The sequence below is a fragment of the Rhodoferax sp. LS1R11 genome (assembly GCF_056521395.1).
Genome location: NZ_JBWMAW010000013.1, coordinates 89,659 through 110,327, shown reverse-complemented (window position 1 = coordinate 110,327; position 20,669 = coordinate 89,659). Strand labels below are relative to the sequence as shown.

Here is a 20,669-nt window from a genome sequence, read left to right as displayed (position 1 = left end):
TGTGTCCATGGATCGTCGACAGTTTAATTCCATCTCCGTGCCTTTGTTGTCGGCCGTGATTCTGCTGGCCCAAACGCAGGCACATGCCTTGTCCTTGGGCGATCTGACCAATGCCGAAGCCTCCAAAGGCCTCAAGACGGCGCTGGAGAAAGGCGCCATCGCTGCCATCAGTACGCTCGGTAGAACAGATGGATTCCTCGGGAACGAAAAAGTTCGCATTCCTTTGCCCGGTTTTTTGGAAGATGCGTCCAAACTGCTTCGAACCTTTGGTCAGGGCGCCCGCATTGACGAGCTGGTGACCGCCATGAACCGCGCGGCCGAAGCCGCCGTGCCGATGGCCAAGGACCTGTTGCTCGGCGCGGTCAAGTCGATGAACGTGACCGACGCCAAAAATATACTGGCCGGCGGTGAAACCTCGGTCACCCGTTTTTTTGCCGACAAGACACGGGCACCGCTCAGCGTCAAGTTTTTGCCAGTCGTCACCCAGGCCATTGAAAAGGTGGGCCTGGCGGAAAAGTACAACCAGGTGGCTGGCAAGGCGGCGGGCATGGGGCTGGTCAGACAGGAAGACGCGAACATTCAGCAACACGTGACCGGCAAGTCCCTGGATGGTCTGTACCTGATGATTGGGGAAGAAGAGAAGAAAATTCGCCAGGACCCCATTGGCACCGGGAGTGCGGTCCTGAAAAAGGTCTTTGGTGCCCTGAATTGAGGGGGTTTGGTCCGTATAGTCGACCCATGCCTTATTTCCGTTACACCGCATGGATGTGCGGCATTTTTCTTTTCAGCGGCTGCAGTCCCACCTTCAACTGGCGCGACGTCCGCACCGAGCAAACGCCAGTGGTCGCACTGTTTCCCTGCAAACCAGATCAAAATCAGCGCGAGGTCTTGTTGGCCGGTCAAGCGGTGAAGATGACGATGCTGGGGTGTGATGCCGGTGGTTCTACCTTCTCCCTGGCCTATGCCGATGTGAAGGACGGGGCCTTGGCAGGCAAGGCGCTGGAGGCCTGGAAATCCATCACCCTGGGCAATATCCGCTCTCAGCCCACTCAGGCGCGACCGTTCCTTCTGAAGGGGGCGGATGTCTTGCTTCAATCGTTGCAGGTCGATGCGCGGGGCACCCGCCCCAACGGCTCTGCCGTCGCCGTGCAGGCCGTCTGGTTTGCCGTGGGCTCCCAGGTTTTTCAGGCCACGGTGTATGGCGAGGGCGCAAGCCCGGCTGAGGCGGACACCTATTTCGCAGGTCTGCGGATTCAATGAGCCTGCTTTCTCCGCGCAAGGCGGTTGCCGTTTTTCTGGCATTTGCCTTCGCCTACTTTTTCTCGGCGCTGATCCGTGCCATCACCGCCACGCTGTCACCCACCTTGACGCAAGAGTTTGCGCTCAATGCGCGTGACCTGGGTTTGCTGGCCGGTGGCTACTTTCTGGGCTTTGCCGCAACCCAGTTGCCGCTGGGCACCTGGCTGGACCGGCACGGACCGAAAAAAGTCATCCTCGGGTTTCTGACGGTGGCGGTGCTGGGTTGTTTCGCATTTTCACGGGCCACGAGTTTTGCCGGCCTGCTAGCTGCCCGTATTTTGTGTGGTGTGGGCGTCAGCGCCTGTTTGATGGCGCCCTTGACCGGTTACCGCCGCTGGTTCGAAGCCTCCACCCAGATGCGCGCCAACTCGTGGATGCTGATGACCGGCTCGCTGGGCATGGTGGCCTCCACCCTGCCGGTGCAATGGCTGATGCCGCTGGTCGGCTGGCGCATGCTGTTTGTGGGCTTGGCCGCCCTGGTGCTGCTGTCCATGCTGCTGATCGCCTGGCAGGTACCGACGTGGCGTCTGGCGTCACAAGATGCCAATGACGCGGGGCAGGCCAAGGCCAGTTACGCGGAGGTCTGGCGGCACCCCTATTTCCGCAAAATGGCCCCCATGGGGGTTTTTTGTTATGGCGGGTTGGTCGCCATGCAGACGCTGTGGGCCTCGCCCTGGATGATCAAGGTGGCGGGCTACAGCCCGCTGCAGGCGGCCAGCGGATTGTTCTGGATCAATGTAGCGATGCTGGTCACCTTTTGGGCCTGGGGCATGGTCACCCCGTCACTGGCCCGCAGAGGATGGCACGCGGAGCATTTGATTGCACGTGGCCTGCCGGCCAGCTTTGTTTTTCTTGCTATTATTATCATAGCTGGCCCCGCGCTGTCTACCTGGTCTGCAGCCCTATGGGCCTTATATTGTGTGAGTTGTACCTTTGTCTCACTGGCGCAGCCGGCCGTGGGCATGGCCTTTGCCCCCGCCCTTGCAGGCCGCGCGTTGTCGGCGTACAACCTGATGATTTTTGCAGGCGTGTTTGCCGTGCAATGGGGCATTGGGCTGGGTGTGGATGGATTCAAGGCCCTGGGCTTGGGCGAAATACAGGCCTTCCAGGCCGCGATGAGTGTGTTTTTGCTGTGCTCCATGGCCGCCTATGCCTATTTTTTGATGGCGAAAAGCCATAATGAAGCTACATGAACAACGGCATCCTCATCATCGCCCATGCACCCTTGGCCCATGCCTTGCGCCAATGCGTGTTGCACGTATTTCCGGACGGCGCCGAAGGCGTGGCTGCGTTTGACGTGCAGCCCAATGTGCCCCCTGAAGAAACATTGGCCGGTGCACGCATGGCGCTGTCCTTGCTCAACACCCCGCAGACGCTGGTGTTGACCGACATGTTTGGGGCGACCCCATGCAATGTGGCCCAAAAACTCGTCGACGGTGTGAACTCGAAATTGATCGCCGGCATCAACCTGCCCATGCTGCTGCGTGCCGTGACCTACCGGCGGGAGTCGCTGGATGCGCTGATCGCGCGGGCCCTGGCCGGTGGCACGCAGGGCGTGATGCAGGTGGCCGTGACGGCGCCCCAGAACCAGGTAAGAAAGAAAAATGATCAAAACAACCACGACCATCAACAATAAGCTCGGCCTGCACGCGCGTGCGTCGGCCAAATTGACCAAACTGGCGGGCAGTTTTCCATGCGAGGTCTGGATGGCCAAGGGTGAGCGGCGCGTTAACGCCAAGAGCATCATGGGCGTCATGATGCTGGCGGCTGGCATGGGCACGAATGTGGACATCGAGACCCACGGCGAGCGCGAGCAGGAAGCCATGGACGCCCTGCTGGCCCTGGTGACGGATAAATTTGGAGAAGGTGAGTGACCTTTTCCATCCACGGTCTGGCGGTTGCCCGCGGCATTGCCATTGGGCGTGCGGTGCTGGTTGCGTCCAGCCGCGTGGATGTTGCGCACTATTTCATTGAGGCCTCGCAGGTGGGGGCCGAGATCGAACGGGTGCGCGCGGGGCGCGATGCGGTGGTGGAGGAAATCCAGCGTCTGCAGGCCAGCATTGTTCACATGGGCCCCAAAGAGGCGCCACAGGAGCTGACGGCGCTGCTGGATGTGCACTTGATGCTCCTGAACGACGAAGAATTGGTCGGCGGCGTCAAACACTGGATTACCGAGCGCCTCTACAACGCCGAATGGGCCTTGACGACGCAACTCGAAGTGATCGCCCGCCAGTTTGACGAAATGGAAGACGAGTACCTGCGCGAGCGCAAGGCTGACCTGGAGCAGATCACCGAAAAGGTGCTGCTTGCCATGAAAGGCATCTCCTCGCCCGTGGTGCAGACCCACAACCGCGGCGTACGCAACAAATCCCAGCAAGACCTGTTGCTGGACGATACCGTGGACGTGCCCCTGATTCTGATCGCGCACGACCTGTCGCCCTCCGATATGCTGCAATTCAAGCAAAGCGTGTTCGCGGGTTTCATCACCGACGTGGGCGGCAAGACTTCGCACACCGCCATCGTCGCCCGCAGCCTGGACATTCCGGCCGTGGTCGGCGCGCGCCTGAGCAGCCAGCTGGTGCGCCAGGACGACTGGGTCATTGTGGACGGGGACGCCGGTGTGGTGGTGGTCGACCCGTCGCCCATCATCCTGGCGGAATACGGTTTCAAGCAGCGCCAGGGTGAGTTGGAGCGCGGCCGCCTGTCACGCCTGCGCAACACGCCCGCGGTCACGCTGGACAACCAGAAGATTGAACTGCTGGCCAATATCGAGATGCCGGAGGATGCGTTGAGCGCCCTCAAGGCCGGTGCGGTGGGTGTGGGCCTGTTCCGTAGCGAGTTTCTCTTCATGGGGCGCCAGGGCAAGCTGCCCAACGAAGAAGAGCAGTACCAGGCCTACAAACGCGCTATCGAAGGCATGCAGGGCCTGCCGGTGACGATTCGCACGGTGGACGTGGGGGCAGACAAACCGCTGGACAACTCGCTCAAGGACGAGGCCCACCTGAACCCGGCGCTGGGTCTGCGCGCCATCCGCTGGAGCCTGGCCGACCCCGCCATGTTTCTGACGCAGTTGCGCGCCATCCTGCGCGCTGCGGCCCACGGCCAGGCGAACCTGCTGATTCCCATGCTGGTGCACGCCAGCGAGATCCGCCAGACCATGGCCCTGATTGACCATGCCCGGGTGCAGCTGGACAACCGCGGCGTGGCCTATGGCCCGGTCAAGATCGGCGCCATGATCGAAATTCCTGCGGCGGCGTTGACGCTCAAGGTATTCTTGAAGTACTTTGACTTCCTGTCCATCGGCACCAACGACCTGATCCAGTACACCCTGGCCATTGACCGCGCTGACGAGTCGGTCGCGCATTTGTACGACCCCTTGCACCCCGCCGTGTTGCGGCTGGTGGCGGGCACCATTGCCGAGTGTCGGGCGCAGGGCAAACACGTCAGTGTGTGCGGCGAGATGGCGGGGGATACCACCCTGACCCGCTTGTTGCTGGGCTTGGGTTTGCGCAGTTTTTCAATGCATCCCGCGCAAATTCTGGCCGTTAAACAAGAGGTGCTGCGAGCCGATGCGGGCAAACTGGAGGTCTGGGCCGAAGAGATCATGGCCGACGACGAACCCGGTTTGCGGCTCACCAAACACTGAGTTTAAAACAGCCGGAACGCCAGCGGAATCAGCAGCGAGGCCAACAGCACCTGCAGGCCCAGCGCCAACCCGGCGTAGGCGCCCGCATCGGCATTGACCTGCAGGGCGCGTGCCGCGCCAATGCCGTGTGCGGCCGTACCCAGTGCAAAGCCTCGCGCCATCCAGCCCGCGGGGTTGGTCGGAATTTCCAGCGCATCAAACAGGTATTTGCCGCTCAACGCCCCGACCATGCCGGTGACCACGGCAAACACCGCAGCCAGCGCGGGGATGCCGCCAATCTTGTCGGCAATGCCCATGGCAACGGGGGCCGTGACCGATTTGGGCGCCAGCGACAACACGACATCCAGAGGCAAGCCCACTGCCCAGCCCAGGGCCAACGCGGAACCACTGGCCGCCGTGCCGCCCGCCAGCGCGGCCAGCAGCAGCACCCGCCAGCGTTTGCGCAACTCGGCGCGACGCTCCCACAGCGGCCAGGCTAGCGCCACGACTGCGGGGCCGAGCAGAAAGTGGATGAACTGCGCGCCCGCAAAATACGTGGGGTAACTCACCCCGGTGGCCAGCAACACGCTGGCAATTGTGACGACAGTCCACAACACCGGGTTGGCCCACGGCGCCTGTTGCAGGCGGGCGTAGGCGGCTTGCGCCAGCACATAAACCACCAGCGTGGCCGTCAAGCCAAACAGGGGCGTGGCCGACAGGTAAATCCAGAGTTCGACGAACTTAGGCATCGGTTTTCTCCCGAAGCCCGTGCAAGACCAGCGCCGTCACCACCAGCCCTGCCCAGGTGGACAACACCACCACGATCAGCATGCGCACGCCATATTGCCCCACCAGTCCCAAGTGGGTCATGACGCCCACGCCCACCGGTACAAACAACAGGGAGAGGTGGGACAGCAGAAAGTTGGCGCAGGCCGCCACCGGCTCGCGCACGGGTGGCCAGCGCAGGGCCAACAGCAGTAAGAGCATGCCCACCACCGGGCCGGGAAAAGGCAGCGAGAGGCCGCGCGCCAGCAGTTCGCCGAGGGATTGCAGCGCCAGAAGCCAGGCCAGGCCACGCAGGGCAATCATGGCGTGTGGCGCCTAGAAGCGCGGCAGGTCCGGGTGCTTGATCTGCCCGCCGCGCACCAGCATCTTGCCGTACTCGGCGCAGCGGTTGAGCGTGGGAATGACCTTGCCGGGGTTGAGCAGGCCCTTGGCGTCAAAGGCGCGCTTGACGCCAAACATCTGCTCGTTTTCTTCAGCCGAAAACTGCACACACATGGAGTTGAGTTTTTCCACGCCCACGCCATGTTCACCGGTCACGGTGCCGCCCATGGCGACGCTGGTCTCCAGAATGTCGGCACCAAACAGTTCGCAGCGGTGCAGCTGGTCGGGGTCGTTGGCATCAAACAGAATGAGCGGGTGCAGGTTGCCGTCGCCGGCGTGGAAGACGTTGGCGCAGCGCAGCTGGTACTTTTTCTCCATCTCCTGGATCGCCAGCAGGATATCGGCCAGGCGTTTGCGCGGAATGGTCGAGTCCATGCACATGTAGTCCGGGCTGATGCGTCCGCTGGCGGGAAAGGCATTTTTGCGCCCGCTCCAGAACCGCAGGCGCTCGGCTTCGTCCTTGCTGACCGCAATGGCGGTGGCGCCGCGCGCGCTCAGCACGGCGCTCATGCGGCCGATTTCTTCTTCCACCTCTTCGGGCGTGCCGTCACTCTCGCACAGCAAAATGGCTTCGGCATTCAGGTCGTAGCCCGCATGCACGTAGTCTTCCACGGCGGCGGTCATGGGCTTGTCCATCATCTCCAGCCCGGCTGGAATGATGCCCGCGGCAATGACGGCCGCCACCGCATCACCGGCGCGGCGGATGTCGTCAAAGCTGGCCATGATGCAGCGCGCCAGTTGCGGTTTGGGGATCAGTTTGACGGTGACTTCGGTGGCAATCGCCAGCATGCCCTCGGAGCCGATGACGATGCTCATCAGGTCAAAGCCGGGCGTGTCCAGCGCGTCCGAGCCAAATTCGACGGCTTCGCCTTCCATCGTGAAGCCCTTGATCTTGACGATGTTGTGCAAGGTGAGGCCGTATTTCAGGCAGTGCACGCCGCCCGAGTTCTCGGCCACGTTGCCACCGATGGTGCAGGCAATCTGGCTGGAGGGGTCGGGCGCGTAATACAGGCCGTGGCGCGACACGGCTTCGCTGATGGCCAGGTTGCGCACGCCGCATTGCACCACCGCCGTGCGGCTGAGCGGGTTGATGTTGAGGATCTGGTTGAACTTGGCCAGTGACAGCGTGACGCCCAGGCGGTGCGGCATGGCGCCGCCCGACAGGCCGGTGCCGGCGCCGCGGGCCACCACCGGCACCTCCAGCGCATGGCAGACCCGCAGCACGGCGCGGACCTGGTCTTCGGTTTCCGGCAGGGCCACCACCAGCGGGCGCTCGCGGTAGGCGGTCAGCCCGTCACACTCATACGGCGTGGTGTCTTCCTTGTTCCAGATCAGCGCGTGTGAAGGCAAAAGCGCCTCCAGCCCGCGCACGATCTGCGCCTGGCGCTCTGTTCTTTGTAGCATGTCGCGCTGGGAAGGGGAGAGGGGGGCATTCATGGTGGGTTCACGCGTCCATTCAATTACAGGCTCCACTGTAGGGCGAAGTCGGGGCGGCGGGCGTGAGGATTTTTGCAAACAAACGTGAAAACAAGTTGCTATCTATTTAATAGCTGCTTGTGCAAGTTCCACCTGGGCTACAGCCTGATTTCATATAAAAACTCAGGCCACGCTCTTCTTCAGCCATTCCGCAAACGCGGCGCACTCCCAGCGGTCCATCATGCCGGTACGCCAGCACAGGTAATGCGCGTGCGGACTGGGCACGTTGCGCTCATACAGGCGCACCAGCGAGCCATGTTCCAGCCAGGGCGCGCCCAACTTCAGGCGCACCAGGGCCACGCCCATGTCGGCGGCGGCGCCATCGCACAGCAGACCGATGTCGTTGAACTGCGAGCCCTCCACGGGTTCCGGCCAGTCCAGGTGGTTGGCGGCAAACCAGGTGCGCCAGGGCTCCAGCGGGCTGCGCAGAAAGCTCTCGCCTTCCAGGTCTTCCGGCGCCACAAACGGGCCGTGTTCGCGCACGTAGGCAGGTGAGGCCATGGGCGTGACCTCGTCCTTGATCAGGCACACGTGCTCCACGTCGGCATAACGACCGGCGCCAAAGCGGATCATCAGGTCGGCATCCTCGGCGACCACGTCCAGCAAGGGGATGGAGACTTGCAGGGTCAGGTCAATCTCGGGATAGGCCTCGGTGAACTGGCGCAGGCGCGGCAGCAGGATGGAGCGCGCAAAGGTGGGCGTCACCGCCAGGCGCAGCTTGCGTTTGCCCGGTGCCGAGGCCGAGCTGGGAAACTTCTCCAGCATGGCGAGCCCTTCACGCACGTGGGCGAGGTACTCGGTGCCCTCGGTGGTGAGCGAAAAATCAGCCCGGCCGAACAGCTTGGTGCCGATGATCTGCTCCAGTTGTTTCACGCGGTGGCTCACGGCGCTGGGCGTCACGCACAGTTCTTCGGACGTCTGCGTCACGCTGCGCAGGCGGGCCAGCGCCTCAAAAGTCAACAGGCATTGAATCGGGGGGATGCGGGCAGCAGTCATGGGGGCATTGTCCCACTGCGGGGGCCGGGAGGCGCTGGGTACAATTCCGGCCAATCTCAACTCAGGTAGCTCCCCATGTCCGATCGTCTTGCCGTGCTGGCGCAGTACCTGATTCCCAAGCAGGCCATGACCGCTTTTGCCGGCCGCGTGGCGCGTGCGCAGGGCGGCGCCCTGACCACCCGGCTGATTGAATGGTTTGTACAGCGCTACAACGTCAACATGGCCGAGGCGGCCAACCCGGACATCACCAGCTACCCCTCATTCAACGAGTTCTTTACGCGGGCGCTCAAGCCCAATGCCCGCCCGCTGGCCCGCGCCGACCTGATTTGTCCGGTGGATGGCGCCATCAGCCAGTTCGGCCCGATCGCCGGCCAGCAGATTTTTCAGGCCAAGGGCCACCAGTTTTCCAGTACCGCGCTGGTCGGCGGCGACGCCGCGCTGGCGGCCCGGTTTGACGATGGCAGTTTTGCCACGCTGTACCTGAGCCCGCGCGACTACCACCGCATCCACATGCCGGTGGGCGGGCGCCTGACGCGCATGATTTATGTGCCGGGCGACCTGTTCTCGGTCAACCCCACCACGGCACGCGGCGTGCCGGGGCTGTTTGCCCGCAACGAACGCGTGGTCTGTGTGTTCGAGTCCGGACAAGGGCCGTTTGTGCTGGTGCTGGTGGGCGCCACCATCGTGGGCAGCATGGCCACCGTGTGGCACGGCATCGTCAACCCGCCGCGCGGCGGGGTGGTGCGCGAATGGCGCTATGACGACCAGAACATCGTGCTCCAGCAAGGCGAGGAAATGGGCCGCTTCCTGCTGGGCTCCACCGTAGTGATGTTGTTTCCCAAAGGCCCTCTGCAGTTCAACCCCGCCTGGGCGCCGGGCGGTGCCATCCGCTTGGGTGAGGCGATGGCCGGTCAGCGTTAGGCTGGGCGAGCTCGGACTACGAGCCCGGTTCAGGGCTGAGCCGGCTGCCGGGCGGCAAAGTTGGCGCAATAGTCCACGTCCGGCGCGGGCTGGGTGGACCAAGTCTGGTCAAAGGGTACTATATTTTTAATAGCTGTCTGCGCACGTTCCACGCCGAGAAACACTGTTTTTGCCATAAATTGTGGTGGCAAATGCTGCACCACCCCCAAGGTCCGGTCCACATGGCCGTTGCCGGCCAGCAGCAGCACCGTTTTACCCGGCACTGCCGCCTAGGTGATGGTGTGGGCCATGGCCACGTCGCGTGCAATCTGGATGCGCGTCATGGGTGAAATCTGGCTCTCGGGCAGCAGTTCGCAGTGGCCCAGGCGGATGCTTTGTTGCTGCGCCTTGAGCGCCGGGCCGTTGAGCAGGCCGTCCAGTCGCTGGTCCGCCATGGCCTCGCGCAGGTGCGCCTTGGGCAGGTTGCCGCCCAGGACCGGCACGCCCGCACGCACCGCGGCCATCACGGCGGGTCCGTAGGCAGCCCAGGGCCAGGCTTCATCATCCCACTGCAAGGCGGTCTGCACCTGGGCTTCGGTGGCGAGCGGGGTGAGTTGGCCGGTGGACTGGCCTTGCGGGCTCATCTCCAGCACGAGCGCGGCCAGCACCTGCCGGGCGACCAGGGCGTCAACGACCCACCGGTGGATGCGCTGGTGGTCCGGCGCATCGTGCTTTTCACCCAGCAGGATCGCGTCCGCGGGCAGGAGTTGCTTGAGCTGGCTGAGTTGCCGGTTGGGGAGGTTGTCGGGTTGGGCGCCTGCGGGGAAGGCCCCGCACCCGGTCAAACCGAGGAGAGTCATTATCAGAACCCAGAGCCGTTTGACGTTCATTGGCGGCCGGGTCGAATCGAGCGGGTGGGTCAGTGCACCACGACCGGGTTTTGCGCCAGTTCGGCGTACTGCTCCAGCGTGTCTTCCACTTCTTCCTGCGTGGGGGTGTTTTCCTGCCAGGCGGAGATGTGCATTTGAAACAACTCGGCCCAGGAACCGTCGAGGTAGACCTCTTTGTTGGCGCGTTTGTCCACAATTTCAAAGCCGTGGCGTGCCAGCGTAGGCACGGGCCGCGTTTTTTCTGCCCCGGCCACCGTTGCCTCAGGCGCGGGATTGGCCAGCATGTGAGTCACAGAGTAGGTGTCAGAGTCGTAAAGCGTGTGCATGGTGAATTATCCCTTAATCATCCTTTTTGTTCAGGTGGCCGCATTGGCGGCAATTTCAAGGGCAGGGCCATTCCACGGGGCCCGGCTTGCAGGCTGGCTCAGGGCAGGGGCTCGGTGGACTGCCATTTCTGGTCGATGAAGTCGCCATTGGACTCGGTCAGGCGGATGCGTGCAGGCAGGTAGCCCAGGGTGGGCGCCATCCACAACTCGACCTTTTGGTCAAACTCCTGGCGCGGGTTGCGCACCAGTTTCAGGGTGGCCAGTTCGCCTCCCGGCAGGGCCAGGGTTTCGGTGCCACCCACCGTGAACAACCAGGTTTCCGAGTCTTTGGCGTTGATGCACTGAAACGTGATGGTGCTGCCCGCCGGGTACTGCGCTGGGTTCGCAGCCAGCATGGCGGCCAGTTGCACCAGAATGCTCAGGCGGTCCTGCGCCCCGGCCAGCAGGGGCACATCAGGCGTGTTGGCGCTGAACGTGACCTTGCCTTTTTCGCGGTCAAAGTGGGCGGCCAGTTCGCTGCGCACCTTGTCTGAAAACCGCACGGGCGCCAGGCCGTTGGCGCTCACCTGCCCGCGACTGGTCTGGGCACGCGTGAGGCCGAAGGCGCTCACGGCCAGCCGTGCGTTGTAGCCCTGGGCGCTTTGCTGCCACACCAGTTCGGCCCGTGCGCTGTAGGGAAACTTGTTGGCCTCGACCCGGTAGTTGAGGTGGACCGACCCGGGCACCGCGAACGCGGCTGCCAGGCTTGCTGCCTCACGCGGTGGGCGTGACCCGCCGGAGGCGCCCGGTGGCGGCGGGGCCTCGGATGCCGGCGCCTCGGCGGCGGCCGTTGCAGGTGTGGCAGCCGGTGGTGCCGCAGGTGTTGGCGCCTGGGGCTCGTCTGGGGTGGCGGCATGTGTGGCCGCTACCTCCACCGACACGGCGGGTGGGGTTGAGCGTGATGTTGCCGGGGGCTCGGTGCTGGGCTGGCGTGCGGGCGCGGCAGCAGCAGGGGGTGCCGCAGCAAGCCCAGGTGCTGGGGGGGCCACGGCTGGCGAATTCGGCTCAGGGTCCAGCGCCCGCACGGTGAACCGCAGCGGGGGCGGCGACGAACTCAGGCCCAAGCTCAGGGGCGCCCCCTGGAGCAAGACCATGTGGGCCAGCAACACCGCCACGGTCAGCGCCAGCAGCCCCTTGAACGACAAGGCGCCGGGCAGGGAGGGCCCTTTCATGGAAGGCTCCAGGGGCTGGGCGGCTGCGCGCGTGGGGTTGATATTCACGGATAGGGTGGACGGTATGATGGGTCAAATCAGTTTAACAATACGCCTTTGACGCGCTATTGTCCCCAGCGTTCCTTCCCCCTGCATTCCCTATGAAACTCGCCACTTACAAAGACGGCTCGCGTGATGGTCAACTGGTGGTTGTCTCCCGCGACCTGACGACCGCGCACTATGCCACCGGCATCGCCCACCGGCTGCAGCAGGTGCTGGACGACTGGAACTTCTATTCGCCCCAGTTGCAGGATTTGTATTTTCTGCTGAATGGCGGCAAAACCCGCCATGCGTTCCCGTTTGATCCGAAGCAATGCATGGCACCCCTGCCGCGCGCCTACCAGTGGGCTGATGGGTCCGCCTACCTCAACCACGTGGAGCTGGTGCGCAAGGCGCGCGGCGCGGACGTGCCTGCCAGTTTTTACACCGACCCGCTGATGTACCAGGGTGGCAGTGACGACTTTCTGGGCGCCTGTGACGATGTGGTGTGCACCAGCGAGTCTTTCGGCATTGACTTCGAGGCCGAGGTGGCCGTCATCACCGGCGACGTGCGCATGGGCGTCACGCCGGCGCAGGCGCTGGACGGCATTCGTCTGGTCATGCTGGCCAACGACGTGAGCCTGCGCAACCTGATTCCGGCCGAGCTGGCCAAAGGCTTTGGCTTTGTGCAGGGCAAACCGGCCACCGCCTTCAGCCCGGTGGCCGTGACCCTGGACGAGTTTGCATCCAGTGGCGACAACGCCTGGGACAAGGGGCGCCTGAACCTGACGCTGCAAAGCACCTGGAATGGCCGCAAGGTGGGCATGTGCGAGGCCGGGCCGGAGATGACCTTCCACTTCGGCCAGCTGATTGCGCACCTGTGCAAGACACGCAACGTGCGCGCCGGCTCCATCATCGGCTCGGGCACGGTCAGTAACAAGGACTGGAGCCACGGCTACAGTTGCATTGCGGAAAAACGCGCCATCGAGACCCTTCAGGACGGCAAGCCGGCCACCGAGTTCATGAAATACGGCGACACCATCCGCATCGAGATGAAGGGCCGCGACGGGCAGAGCGTGTTTGGTGCGATTGACCAGGAGATCGTGCCGGTGGACGAGGTCAGCTCCAAACGCTGAGCCGGGGCTCACACCCCCGCGACCTGTTTCACAAACGTCTTGATCCCGCGCAGCAGCATCTCGATCGACACGGCCACCAGCACGAGGCCCATCAGGCGCTCCAGCGCCACCACAAAGCGGTCGCCTGCCACGCGCTGAATGCGCTCGGCCAGCACCAGCACCACGGCGCTCACGGTCATGGTGACGCACAGCGCGGCAATCCACTCCATGCGCCGGTCGGGCGCCTGGGAGACCAGGAGCAACACCGTCGCCAGCGCGGAAGGCCCGGCAATGGCGGGAATGGCCAGTGGCACGATCAGCGGCTCGCCCAGTTCTTCCAGCGCCTCCGCCACGGGCGGCGGCGGGAAGATCATGCGCAGGGCGATCAGGAACAGAATCACACCACCGCCAATTTGCAGCGACAGTTCGCTCAGGTTCATCACGCGCAAAAAGCCTTCGCCGACGAACATGAAGGTCAGCAACAGCACGAAGGCAATCATCACTTCCCGCAGAATCACCCACGGCCGACGCTCCGGCGCCACGTGTTTGAGCGCGTTGGCAAAGATCGGGATGTTGCCGATGGGGTCGGTGATCAGGATCAGCAGGATGGTGGCCGAGGCGAAGGTGTAGTTCATGACAGTGGAGCAGGCGGAGGGCGGCGTTCAGTTGGCGTACAGGGTGTCCAGCGAGGCGAAGCCCTTGATCTCGATCGGATTGCCAAAGGGATCGCAAAAAAACATAGTCCATTGTTCGCCCGGCTCACCTTCAAAACGTACCTGCGGGGGCAGCACAAAGTCGATCCCGGCCAACTGCAGCCGCTGCGCCAGCGCCGTCCAGTCGGGCAAGGCCAGCACTAGGCCGAAGTGGGGCATGGGCACCAGGTGCTCGCCCACATGGCCGGTGTTCGCCGTCTTGAACGGCTCACCCAAGTGCATGGACAACTGGTGGCCAAAAAAGTCGAAATCGACCCAGGTGGCGGTGCTACGGCCCTCGGTGCAACCCAGCACGTCGCCGTAAAAACGGCGGGTCTGGTCGAGGTCGGTGACGTTGAAGGCGAGGTGAAATAGGCTGCGCATGCTCTCAGGATAGCAGGCTCATTTCGTTGGCTTGGTCGGTCTGGGCTCCTGCTCCGTGACTCGGGTTTGCTTCTCGGTTTTCTCCTGGCAGGCAATACAACGGGCGGCTTCGGGCGCGGCGTGGAGCCGGGCGGCGGGAATTTCCACGCCGCAGTCGATGCACTGGCCGTAGGTATCGTCTTCAATGCGGGCCAGCGCGGCGTCGACCAGTCTCAGCTCGGTGGTCTCGCGTTCGTCCAGGGCCAGCTCCAGATCGCGAGCGGTGTTGATCTGGGCCGTGGAGTCTTGTTCCCTGGCGAAGTGCTCGGCCGACGCTTCGGCGCGACCGACCGTGCCGCCACGCAGGTTGCCCAATTGCTCCAGCAAGCTGGCGCGCTGGACGAGCAGTTGGGCCTTGAAGGGGGCGGTAATTTTTGTGATCATGAAAGAGGCCTCTGTGGGTATGAGGTTTCATCTTGCGCCGCCCCGTAGCCGGTGTCTTTGACGAAAGTCAAGTTTTGGGGTGCAATAATCTACCCCATGCAAACTCTGCGCAACGCCCACCTCATCGCCCGCTTCGTGCTGGTGTGGTTTGCGTTGTCCATCGGGGTGGCGATTGCCTCGCCCATCGTCAAACCGCAAGGCATGGAGCTGATTTGCACCGGCACGGGCGTGATGAAGGTGCTGGTCAAGGCCGATGACGGCAGCAGCAAAGAGGTGGCCACCAAGACCATGGAGTGCCCGCTGTGCGCCACGGTCGGTGCCCCGCCTCCGGTGACGCGCCAGACCGCAGAACCCGTGCAGCCGCTGGCCTATGTGATGCAGAGCATCCCGGCGGCCCACATCGCCGCCCTGACCGGTGCACCACCGCCTGCGCGCGGGCCTCCCGCTTTCTCCTGAACTATTGAATTGATAGCGCCTTGCGCACGTCTGACGTGGGCTACAGGCTGATTTCATTAAATTTTCGGAGATTTTCCATGCGGAAAAATCGTGCTGGTCTGGTCATGTTATTTGCTACTAAAATCGTAGCTGCTTGCGCCCTGTTGGCGGGGGCTTCAGCCTCTTTTTCTCATATCGTATTGGGCGAGCCCGCCGCGCTGGCCAACACCAGCTACCGCGCCACGTTCCGGGTCGGGCATGGTTGCGACGGTTCGCCTGTCACGGCGCTCAAGGTCATCATGCCGGCTGGCTTTCAGGGCGCCAAGCCCATGCCCAAGGCCGGTTGGGTGCTGTCTCTCCAATCAGCCAAGCTGGCCAAACCGTATGACAACCACGGTAAACAGATCACAGAAGACGTGAGCGAGATCACCTGGACGGCGGTTTCCAAAGACAGCTGGTTGCTCGACGGCTGGTACGACGAGTTCGTGCTGCGCGGCGGCCTGCCCCAGCAGGCGGGTCCGATGTGGTTCAAAGTGCTGCAGACTTGTGAGAAGGGTAGCATTGACTGGGCCGAAACACCGGCATCGGGCACCTCCACCAAAGGCCTGAAGCTTCCCGCCGCTTTGCTGGACATCATCGAATCTGGCGTGGCCGGACATCAGCATTGATTTTGCAATCCGCTTACCCCACCCTGTCGTTTAACGCTGTCAAGGAAACACCATGAAATCCAAATCCATCAAAACCCTCCTGGGCGGCATGGCCCTGGCGACGAGCCTGCTTGCGTCGGCTCAAACCGTAGAAGTCAAAGATGCCTGGGTACGCACCAGCGTGCAGGGCCAGAAGGCCACCGGCGCCTTCATGAAAATCACCGCCAAAGACGGCGCCAAACTGGTGTCCGTCTCCTCACCGGTGGCCGGCGTGGCTGAAGTCCACGAGATGAAGATGGACGGCGACGTGATGCGCATGCGCGCCGTGCCGGGCGGCCTGGACTTGCCCGCGGGCAAAACAGTGGAACTCAAGCCCGGCGGTTACCACGTGATGATGATGGACCTGAAGGCGGCTTTGCCCAAGGACAGCACCATTCCCATGACGCTGGTGTTCAAGGACGCGAAGGGCGTGGAAAGCAAAGTGGAACTCAAGGTGCCGGTGGCTATTGCGCCACCCGGTGCGGCGCCGACGGGCAAAGAGGCCATGGAGATGCACAAGCACTGATGGCAAGCCCCCCGGAAATGCCCATCGCCATCGCGTCCGCATTGGGGTAAGCTGCGAATCGAACGGTATCGATCAAACCCACAGGAGACAAAAATGACGGACGCAACAGACGCTGGTTTCGGTAAATTCATTCCCGGTTTTGACTTCTTGCAAAACCTGGCCAAGGGCACCACGGAGACCATTCCGCAAATGCCCAACCTGGCCAACTGGGTGGCGCCGACGATGAACGTGGAGGAGCTGGAGAAGCGCATTGCCGAACTCAAGGCGGTGCATTTCTGGCTGGATCAAAACTCCAAAGCCCTGGGTGCCACCGTGCAGGCGCTGGAAGTGCAAAAAATGACCCTGGCCACGCTCAAAGGCATGAACTTCAATATTGGCGATGTGGCCAATGCCTTCAAGCTCAAGGCGGCTGAAACCGTGGCCTCCAGTGTGCAGAAGGTGACTGAAAAAGCCGCGTCGGCAGGCAAGACCATTTCCGAGTTGGCGTCCGACGCGGAAGAAGCGGCCGGCAAAGTTCGGGATGCAGCCAAACCCGCCGCCACGGCCGCTGCCGGCCTGATTGATCCCATGCACCTGTGGGGCTCGTTGACGCAGCAGTTCCAGCAGATTGCAGCGGGCGCCATGAAAGAGGCGGGCAAAAACACCATGATGGATGCGACCAAAAACATGGCCGCCGGATTTGCAAAAGAAGCCGTCAAGGCAACCCAAAAAGCGACCACCGCCGCCAGCAAGCCCAAGGCGGCCGCCAAGAAGAAGGCCGTGGCCAAAAAAGCGCCACGCAAACCCACCGCTTGATGCCCGTCACGTCCCTCACGTCAGCCATGTGTTTCCCGGGAGGTGCCCCATGAAGCTGTTCCCCTACGGTCATGCCACCCACCCGCAATGGCAGATGGCGGCTGCTCTGGTGCTGGCGCAACTGCGGGCCCAGATGGCCCTGCATGGTTACGCGAGCAGTCCCACGCTGGCCTTGCTCTACATCACCGACCACTACGCCCCCCAGGCCCAGGACATTCTGGAGCACCTGGGTGCCGAACTGCCTGAAATCACCGACTGGTCGGGCACGGTGGGCATCGGCATTGCATCCAACAACGTGGAGTATTTTGACGAACCCGCCCTGGCCGTGATGCTGTGCGAGTTGCCGCCGGACCAATACCGGGTGTTCTCCGGCGTGGCCCCGCTCAGTCTGGGCTTTGAGGCGCACACTGCCCTGATTCACGCCGATGCCGACACGCCGGACCTGGCCGAGCTGATTGCCGAGATGGCGCTGCGCACCGACTCGGGCTATCTCTTTGGCGGCTTGTCGTCCAGCCGCTCCGACTCGGTGCAATTTGCCGTGGGCGGCAACGGCAACATCAGCGGGCAGGGGGCTGCAAGCGGGGTGTTCAGTGGCGGCCTGAGCGGCGTGGCGTTTGGGGAGGGCGTCAGCCTGGTGTCGCGCGTCACGCAGGGTTGCCTGCCCATTTCCAAAGCCCATGGGGTGACGGCGTGTGAAAACAATGTGGCAACCCGTCTGGACGGCGAGCCCGCGCTGGACGTGATGTTGCGCGAGCTGGGCGTGTCGCTGGAGCAGCCCGAGCAGGCGCTGATGGCGGTGCGGGCCACGCTGGTTGGCCTGATGCAGCCGGCGGCCGGTGGCGGGAGCAGTGACGGCGTGGCCGTGGGCCGCACCGGCAATTTTGGCAGCGATGTCATTGTGCGCCACATCATTGGCCTGGACCCGGCGCGCCGCGGCGTGGCCGTGGCGACCGAGCTGCACGAGGGCATGCAACTGGCTTTTTGCCGGCGCAATGCCCAGGCCGCCAAGGCCGATTTGATGCGCGTCTGCGCCGAGATTCGCGAAGAGCTGGAGCCCGAAGAGTTGCCGGTGGAAGCTGCCATGGCGCTGGCCGCGTCGGAGGCCGATGCCGCGCCGCATCCGGCCCGTGGCATTGCGGGCGCGATTTACGTGAGTTGTTCGGGGCGCGGGGGTCCCCACTTTGGCGGGCCGAGCGCCGAACTGCAAATCGTGCGCCGGGCACTGGGCGATGTGCCGCTGGTGGGCTTTTTTGCGGGGGGCGAGATTGCCCGCAACCACCTGTATGGCTACACCGGCGTGCTGACGGTGTTTACAAGCAATTAAGGCCTCTGGCCCCCGCGGGACGTGCAGGAGTAGCTATTTAATTGATAGCGTTTTGATCAGACCCCCCGCGCCCGTTCCGCCTTGAACTGCGCCCGGAACTGGCCGAAGGTGCCCGCGTCCAGCGCTGCGCGCACTTCAGCCATCAGGTTCAGGTAGTAGTGCAGGTTGTGGATGCTGGCCAGCATGGGGCCGAGCATTTCGCCGCAGCGGTCCAGGTGGTGCTGGTAAGCGCGGCTGAAGCCGTCACGGCCACCCTCAGCCCAGGACACGCCGGAGGTGCCCGCGCAGGCATGGCAGGTGCAACTGGCATCCAGCGGCTGCTCGTCGGCCTTGTGGCGCGCGTTGCGGATTTTGAGGTCGCCATAGCGGGTGAACAGCGTGCCGTTGCGTGCGTTGCGGGTCGGCATGACGCAGTCAAACATGTCCACGCCCTGGGCCACGCCTTCCACCAAATCTTCGGGCGTGCCCACGCCCATCAGGTAGCGCGGCTTGTGGGCGGGCAGGCGGTGCGGCGAGTGCGCCATGATGCGCAGCATCTCGTCTTTCGGCTCACCCACACTGACACCGCCGACGGCGTAACCGGGAAAGTCCATCTCCACCAGCTGCTCCAGTGATTCTTGGCGCAAGTGCTCGAACATGCCGCCCTGCACGATGCCAAAGAGCGCGTTGGGGTTTTCCAGCTTGGTGAATTCGGCCTTGCAGCGCTTGGCCCAGCGCAGGCTGAGTTCCATGGAGTAACGGGCTTCGGCCTCGGTGGTGAGCTGGCCCTTGGTCTTGGGCTCGACCGAGATGTAGGGCGTGCATTCGTCAAACTGCATGACGATGTCGCTGTTGAGCACGGTCTGGATCTGCATCGAGATTTCGGGTGTCAGAAACAGCTTGTCACCGTTCACGGGGCTGGAAAATTTGACGCCTTCCTCGCTGATCTTGCGCATCTCGCCCAGGGACCAGACCTGAAAGCCGCCGGAGTCGGTGAGGATGGGTTTGTCCCATTTTTCGAACTTGTGCAGGCCGCCAAACTGCGCCATCACGTCCAGGCCGGGGCGCATCCACAGGTGAAAGGTGTTGCCCAGGATGATCTGTGCGCCCATTTCTTCCAGGCTGCGCGGCATCACGCCCTTGACGGTGCCGTAGGTGCCCACCGGCATGAAGATGGGGGTTTGCACTACGCCATGGTTGAGCGTGAGGGTGCCGCGGCGGGCGTGGCTTCCGGCGTAGGCGCCTTGCGCCTCATCGGTCTTGAGGAGGTCAAACTTCAGCATGGCGAGTCTCTTGTTTGTGGAGCAGCATGGCGTCGCCATAGCTGAAAAAGCGGTAGTGGTTGGCCATGGCGTGGCGGTATAAAGCCATGATGTGTTCATACCCGGCAAAGGCGCTCACCAGCATCATCAGGCTCGACTTGGGCAGGTGAAAGTTGGTCACCAGCGCGTCCACCACCTTGAACTCAAAACCGGGGGTGATGAAGATGTTGGTGTCCCCCGTGGTCTGGCCGGTCTGCGCCCAGCTCTCCAGCGTGCGCACGGAGGTGGTGCCCACCGCCACCACGCGGCCGCCGCGGGCGCGGCAGTCGGCCAGCGCCTGTTGCGTGGCGAGGGGCACGTCATACCACTCGCTGTGCATCTGGTGCTCGGCCAGGTTTTCGGTTTTGACGGGTTGGAAGGTGCCTGCGCCCACATGCAGGGTCACGTGGGCCCGCTGCACGCCCATGGCGTCCAGTCTGGCCAGCAGCGCTTCGTCAAAGTGCAGCGCGGCCGTGGGGGCGGCCACGGCGCCGGGGTTTTTGGCGAACACGGTCTGGTAGCGGGTGGCGTCCTCGGCCGAATCGGTGTGCGTGATGTAGGGCGGCAGCGGCACATGACCGTGGCGTTCCATCAGCGTGTAGGGGTCGTCGCCCGCGTCGTTGGACAGCACAAAGCGGAACAGCGGCCCATCGGCATCGGGCCAGCGCCCCAAGAGCGTGGCGCGCAGGTTGTCATGGGTGCCGGGCGCGCCGACCAGGGCCACCGTGGCGCCAATTTCAGGCTTCTTGCTCACGCGCATGTGGGCGGCCACCTGGTTGCCGGTGAGCACCCGCTCGATCAGGAGTTCAAGCTTGCCGCCAGTGGCTTTTTCGCCAAAGATGCGGGCGTTGATGACCTTGGTGTCGTTGAACACCAGCAGGTCGCCCGCGCGCAACTGCGAGGGCAGGTCACGAAAGATGCGGTCAACCGGCGTCGCGGCGGTGCCGTCCAGCAGCCGGGAGCCACTGCGTTCGGGGGCGGGATGTTGGGCGATCAGGGCTTCGGGCAGGATGAAGTCAAAGTCGCTTAAGCAATAGGCGCGCGTGGCGCCGGGGGCGGTGAGGGTCATGGTGCTTGAGGGGCGGACAGCCCCGTGCCAAG

Annotated in this window: 26 protein-coding genes; 13 read left to right on the top strand and 13 right to left on the bottom strand. The window is 63.4% G+C overall.

Translation table 11 applies throughout. The features are described from left to right. Positions 1-7: 7 nt before the first annotated feature. The 6 genes from AC097N_RS15715 to ptsP are packed head-to-tail and all read left to right on the top strand — an operon-like array spanning position 8 to position 4,945. Positions 8-712 carry a DUF4197 domain-containing protein gene (locus AC097N_RS15715; RefSeq protein WP_479582580.1) on the top strand — a complete coding sequence of 235 codons (705 nt, stop codon included), beginning with the start codon at positions 8-10 and terminating at the stop codon, positions 710-712. Positions 713-738: 26 nt separating this feature from the next. Then, on the top strand, positions 739-1,260 hold the full coding sequence (locus tag AC097N_RS15710; RefSeq protein ID WP_479582578.1) for a hypothetical protein: 522 nt from the start codon (positions 739-741) through the stop codon (positions 1,258-1,260). Further along, on the top strand, positions 1,257-2,492 hold the full coding sequence (locus tag AC097N_RS15705) for an MFS transporter (protein ID WP_479582576.1): 1,236 nt from the start codon (positions 1,257-1,259) through the stop codon (positions 2,490-2,492). The genes AC097N_RS15710 and AC097N_RS15705 overlap by 4 nt, the downstream gene beginning before the upstream one ends. Beyond that, positions 2,489-2,935, top strand: coding sequence for a PTS sugar transporter subunit IIA (locus AC097N_RS15700; protein ID WP_479582574.1), 447 nt, complete (start codon positions 2,489-2,491; stop codon positions 2,933-2,935). The genes AC097N_RS15705 and AC097N_RS15700 overlap by 4 nt, the downstream gene beginning before the upstream one ends. Next, positions 2,904-3,173, top strand: a complete 270-nt coding sequence (locus AC097N_RS15695) for an HPr family phosphocarrier protein (protein WP_479582572.1) — start codon at positions 2,904-2,906, stop codon at positions 3,171-3,173. The genes AC097N_RS15700 and AC097N_RS15695 overlap by 32 nt, the downstream gene beginning before the upstream one ends. Next, positions 3,170-4,945, top strand: a complete 1,776-nt coding sequence (gene ptsP, locus AC097N_RS15690) for a phosphoenolpyruvate--protein phosphotransferase (RefSeq protein ID WP_479582570.1) — start codon at positions 3,170-3,172, stop codon at positions 4,943-4,945. The genes AC097N_RS15695 and ptsP overlap by 4 nt, the downstream gene beginning before the upstream one ends. Before the next feature lie 2 nt (positions 4,946-4,947). Here ptsP and AC097N_RS15685 read toward each other — a convergent pair whose 3' ends face one another. From AC097N_RS15685 to AC097N_RS15670, 4 genes are all read right to left on the bottom strand, one after another. Beyond that, positions 4,948-5,673 (bottom strand): LrgB family protein, encoded by a 726-nt coding sequence (locus tag AC097N_RS15685; protein ID WP_479582568.1) that lies wholly within the window; start codon positions 5,671-5,673, stop codon positions 4,948-4,950. Continuing rightward, positions 5,666-6,013, bottom strand: a complete 348-nt coding sequence (locus tag AC097N_RS15680; RefSeq protein ID WP_479582566.1) for a CidA/LrgA family protein — start codon at positions 6,011-6,013, stop codon at positions 5,666-5,668. Before AC097N_RS15680 ends, AC097N_RS15685 begins: the two co-directional genes overlap by 8 nt. 12 nt (positions 6,014-6,025) lie before the next feature. Then, complete coding sequence (locus AC097N_RS15675; RefSeq protein WP_479582564.1) at positions 6,026-7,528, bottom strand: FAD-linked oxidase C-terminal domain-containing protein; 1,503 nt, start codon at positions 7,526-7,528, stop codon at positions 6,026-6,028. 162 nt (positions 7,529-7,690) lie between these two features. Beyond that, positions 7,691-8,563, bottom strand: a complete 873-nt coding sequence (locus tag AC097N_RS15670; RefSeq protein WP_479582562.1) for a LysR substrate-binding domain-containing protein — start codon at positions 8,561-8,563, stop codon at positions 7,691-7,693. Positions 8,564-8,638: 75 nt separating this feature from the next. On the opposite strand from AC097N_RS15670, the gene asd reads away from it, so the two are divergent. Continuing rightward, positions 8,639-9,484, top strand: a complete 846-nt coding sequence (asd, locus tag AC097N_RS15665; RefSeq protein WP_479582560.1) for an archaetidylserine decarboxylase — start codon at positions 8,639-8,641, stop codon at positions 9,482-9,484. A 29-nt stretch (positions 9,485-9,513) separates the two neighbouring features. On the opposite strand, the gene AC097N_RS15660 is transcribed toward asd, so the two are convergent. The 4 genes from AC097N_RS15660 to AC097N_RS15645 form a co-directional block, all read right to left on the bottom strand. Next, the gene (locus tag AC097N_RS15660; protein WP_479582558.1) at positions 9,514-9,747 is read right to left on the bottom strand and encodes a hypothetical protein; all 234 of its coding nucleotides are present in this window, start codon (positions 9,745-9,747) and stop codon (positions 9,514-9,516) included. A gap of 6 nt (positions 9,748-9,753) precedes the next feature. After that, positions 9,754-10,323 carry a ChaN family lipoprotein gene (locus AC097N_RS15655; RefSeq protein WP_479582556.1) on the bottom strand — a complete coding sequence of 190 codons (570 nt, stop codon included), beginning with the start codon at positions 10,321-10,323 and terminating at the stop codon, positions 9,754-9,756. A gap of 59 nt (positions 10,324-10,382) precedes the next feature. Then, the gene (locus AC097N_RS15650; RefSeq protein ID WP_479582554.1) at positions 10,383-10,679 is read right to left on the bottom strand and encodes a BTH_I0359 family protein; all 297 of its coding nucleotides are present in this window, start codon (positions 10,677-10,679) and stop codon (positions 10,383-10,385) included. 98 nt (positions 10,680-10,777) lie between these two features. Continuing rightward, the gene (locus AC097N_RS15645) at positions 10,778-11,890 is read right to left on the bottom strand and encodes a DUF3108 domain-containing protein (RefSeq protein WP_479582552.1); all 1,113 of its coding nucleotides are present in this window, start codon (positions 11,888-11,890) and stop codon (positions 10,778-10,780) included. A gap of 140 nt (positions 11,891-12,030) precedes the next feature. On the opposite strand from AC097N_RS15645, the gene AC097N_RS15640 reads away from it, so the two are divergent. Next, the gene (locus AC097N_RS15640; RefSeq protein ID WP_479582550.1) at positions 12,031-13,044 is read left to right on the top strand and encodes a fumarylacetoacetate hydrolase family protein; all 1,014 of its coding nucleotides are present in this window, start codon (positions 12,031-12,033) and stop codon (positions 13,042-13,044) included. 8 nt (positions 13,045-13,052) lie between these two features. Here AC097N_RS15640 and AC097N_RS15635 read toward each other — a convergent pair whose 3' ends face one another. The 3 genes from AC097N_RS15635 to AC097N_RS15625 are packed head-to-tail and all read right to left on the bottom strand — an operon-like array spanning position 13,053 to position 14,522. Beyond that, positions 13,053-13,658 carry a MarC family protein gene (locus AC097N_RS15635; protein WP_479582548.1) on the bottom strand — a complete coding sequence of 202 codons (606 nt, stop codon included), beginning with the start codon at positions 13,656-13,658 and terminating at the stop codon, positions 13,053-13,055. Between the two features lie 27 nt (positions 13,659-13,685). Further along, positions 13,686-14,099, bottom strand: a complete 414-nt coding sequence (locus AC097N_RS15630; protein WP_479582546.1) for a VOC family protein — start codon at positions 14,097-14,099, stop codon at positions 13,686-13,688. 18 nt (positions 14,100-14,117) lie between these two features. Next, entirely contained in the window at positions 14,118-14,522 is a 405-nt protein-coding gene (locus AC097N_RS15625) for a TraR/DksA family transcriptional regulator (protein ID WP_479582544.1), read from the bottom strand. Between the two features lie 96 nt (positions 14,523-14,618). Between AC097N_RS15625 and AC097N_RS15620 the strand changes: the two genes are divergently transcribed. The 5 genes from AC097N_RS15620 (at position 14,619) to AC097N_RS15600 (ending at position 18,288) form a co-directional block, all read left to right on the top strand. Beyond that, complete coding sequence (locus AC097N_RS15620; RefSeq protein WP_479582542.1) at positions 14,619-14,978, top strand: DUF2946 family protein; 360 nt, start codon at positions 14,619-14,621, stop codon at positions 14,976-14,978. A 77-nt stretch (positions 14,979-15,055) separates the two neighbouring features. Further along, positions 15,056-15,625, top strand: coding sequence for a YcnI family copper-binding membrane protein (locus AC097N_RS15615; RefSeq protein ID WP_479582540.1), 570 nt, complete (start codon positions 15,056-15,058; stop codon positions 15,623-15,625). 52 nt (positions 15,626-15,677) lie between these two features. Continuing rightward, positions 15,678-16,169 (top strand): copper chaperone PCu(A)C, encoded by a 492-nt coding sequence (locus tag AC097N_RS15610; protein WP_479582538.1) that lies wholly within the window; start codon positions 15,678-15,680, stop codon positions 16,167-16,169. A gap of 93 nt (positions 16,170-16,262) precedes the next feature. Next, positions 16,263-16,964, top strand: coding sequence for a PhaM family polyhydroxyalkanoate granule multifunctional regulatory protein (locus AC097N_RS15605; RefSeq protein ID WP_479582537.1), 702 nt, complete (start codon positions 16,263-16,265; stop codon positions 16,962-16,964). 49 nt (positions 16,965-17,013) lie between these two features. Continuing rightward, positions 17,014-18,288 (top strand): FIST signal transduction protein, encoded by a 1,275-nt coding sequence (locus AC097N_RS15600; protein WP_479582535.1) that lies wholly within the window; start codon positions 17,014-17,016, stop codon positions 18,286-18,288. Between the two features lie 56 nt (positions 18,289-18,344). On the opposite strand, the gene tgt is transcribed toward AC097N_RS15600, so the two are convergent. Both tgt and queA read right to left on the bottom strand, forming a co-directional pair. Beyond that, a complete protein-coding gene (gene tgt, locus AC097N_RS15595) occupies positions 18,345-19,550 on the bottom strand; it encodes a tRNA guanosine(34) transglycosylase Tgt (RefSeq protein ID WP_479582533.1) in 1,206 nt (401 codons plus the stop codon). After that, positions 19,537-20,637, bottom strand: a complete 1,101-nt coding sequence (queA, locus tag AC097N_RS15590; protein WP_479582531.1) for a tRNA preQ1(34) S-adenosylmethionine ribosyltransferase-isomerase QueA — start codon at positions 20,635-20,637, stop codon at positions 19,537-19,539. Before queA ends, tgt begins: the two co-directional genes overlap by 14 nt. Positions 20,638-20,669: the final 32 nt, after the last annotated feature.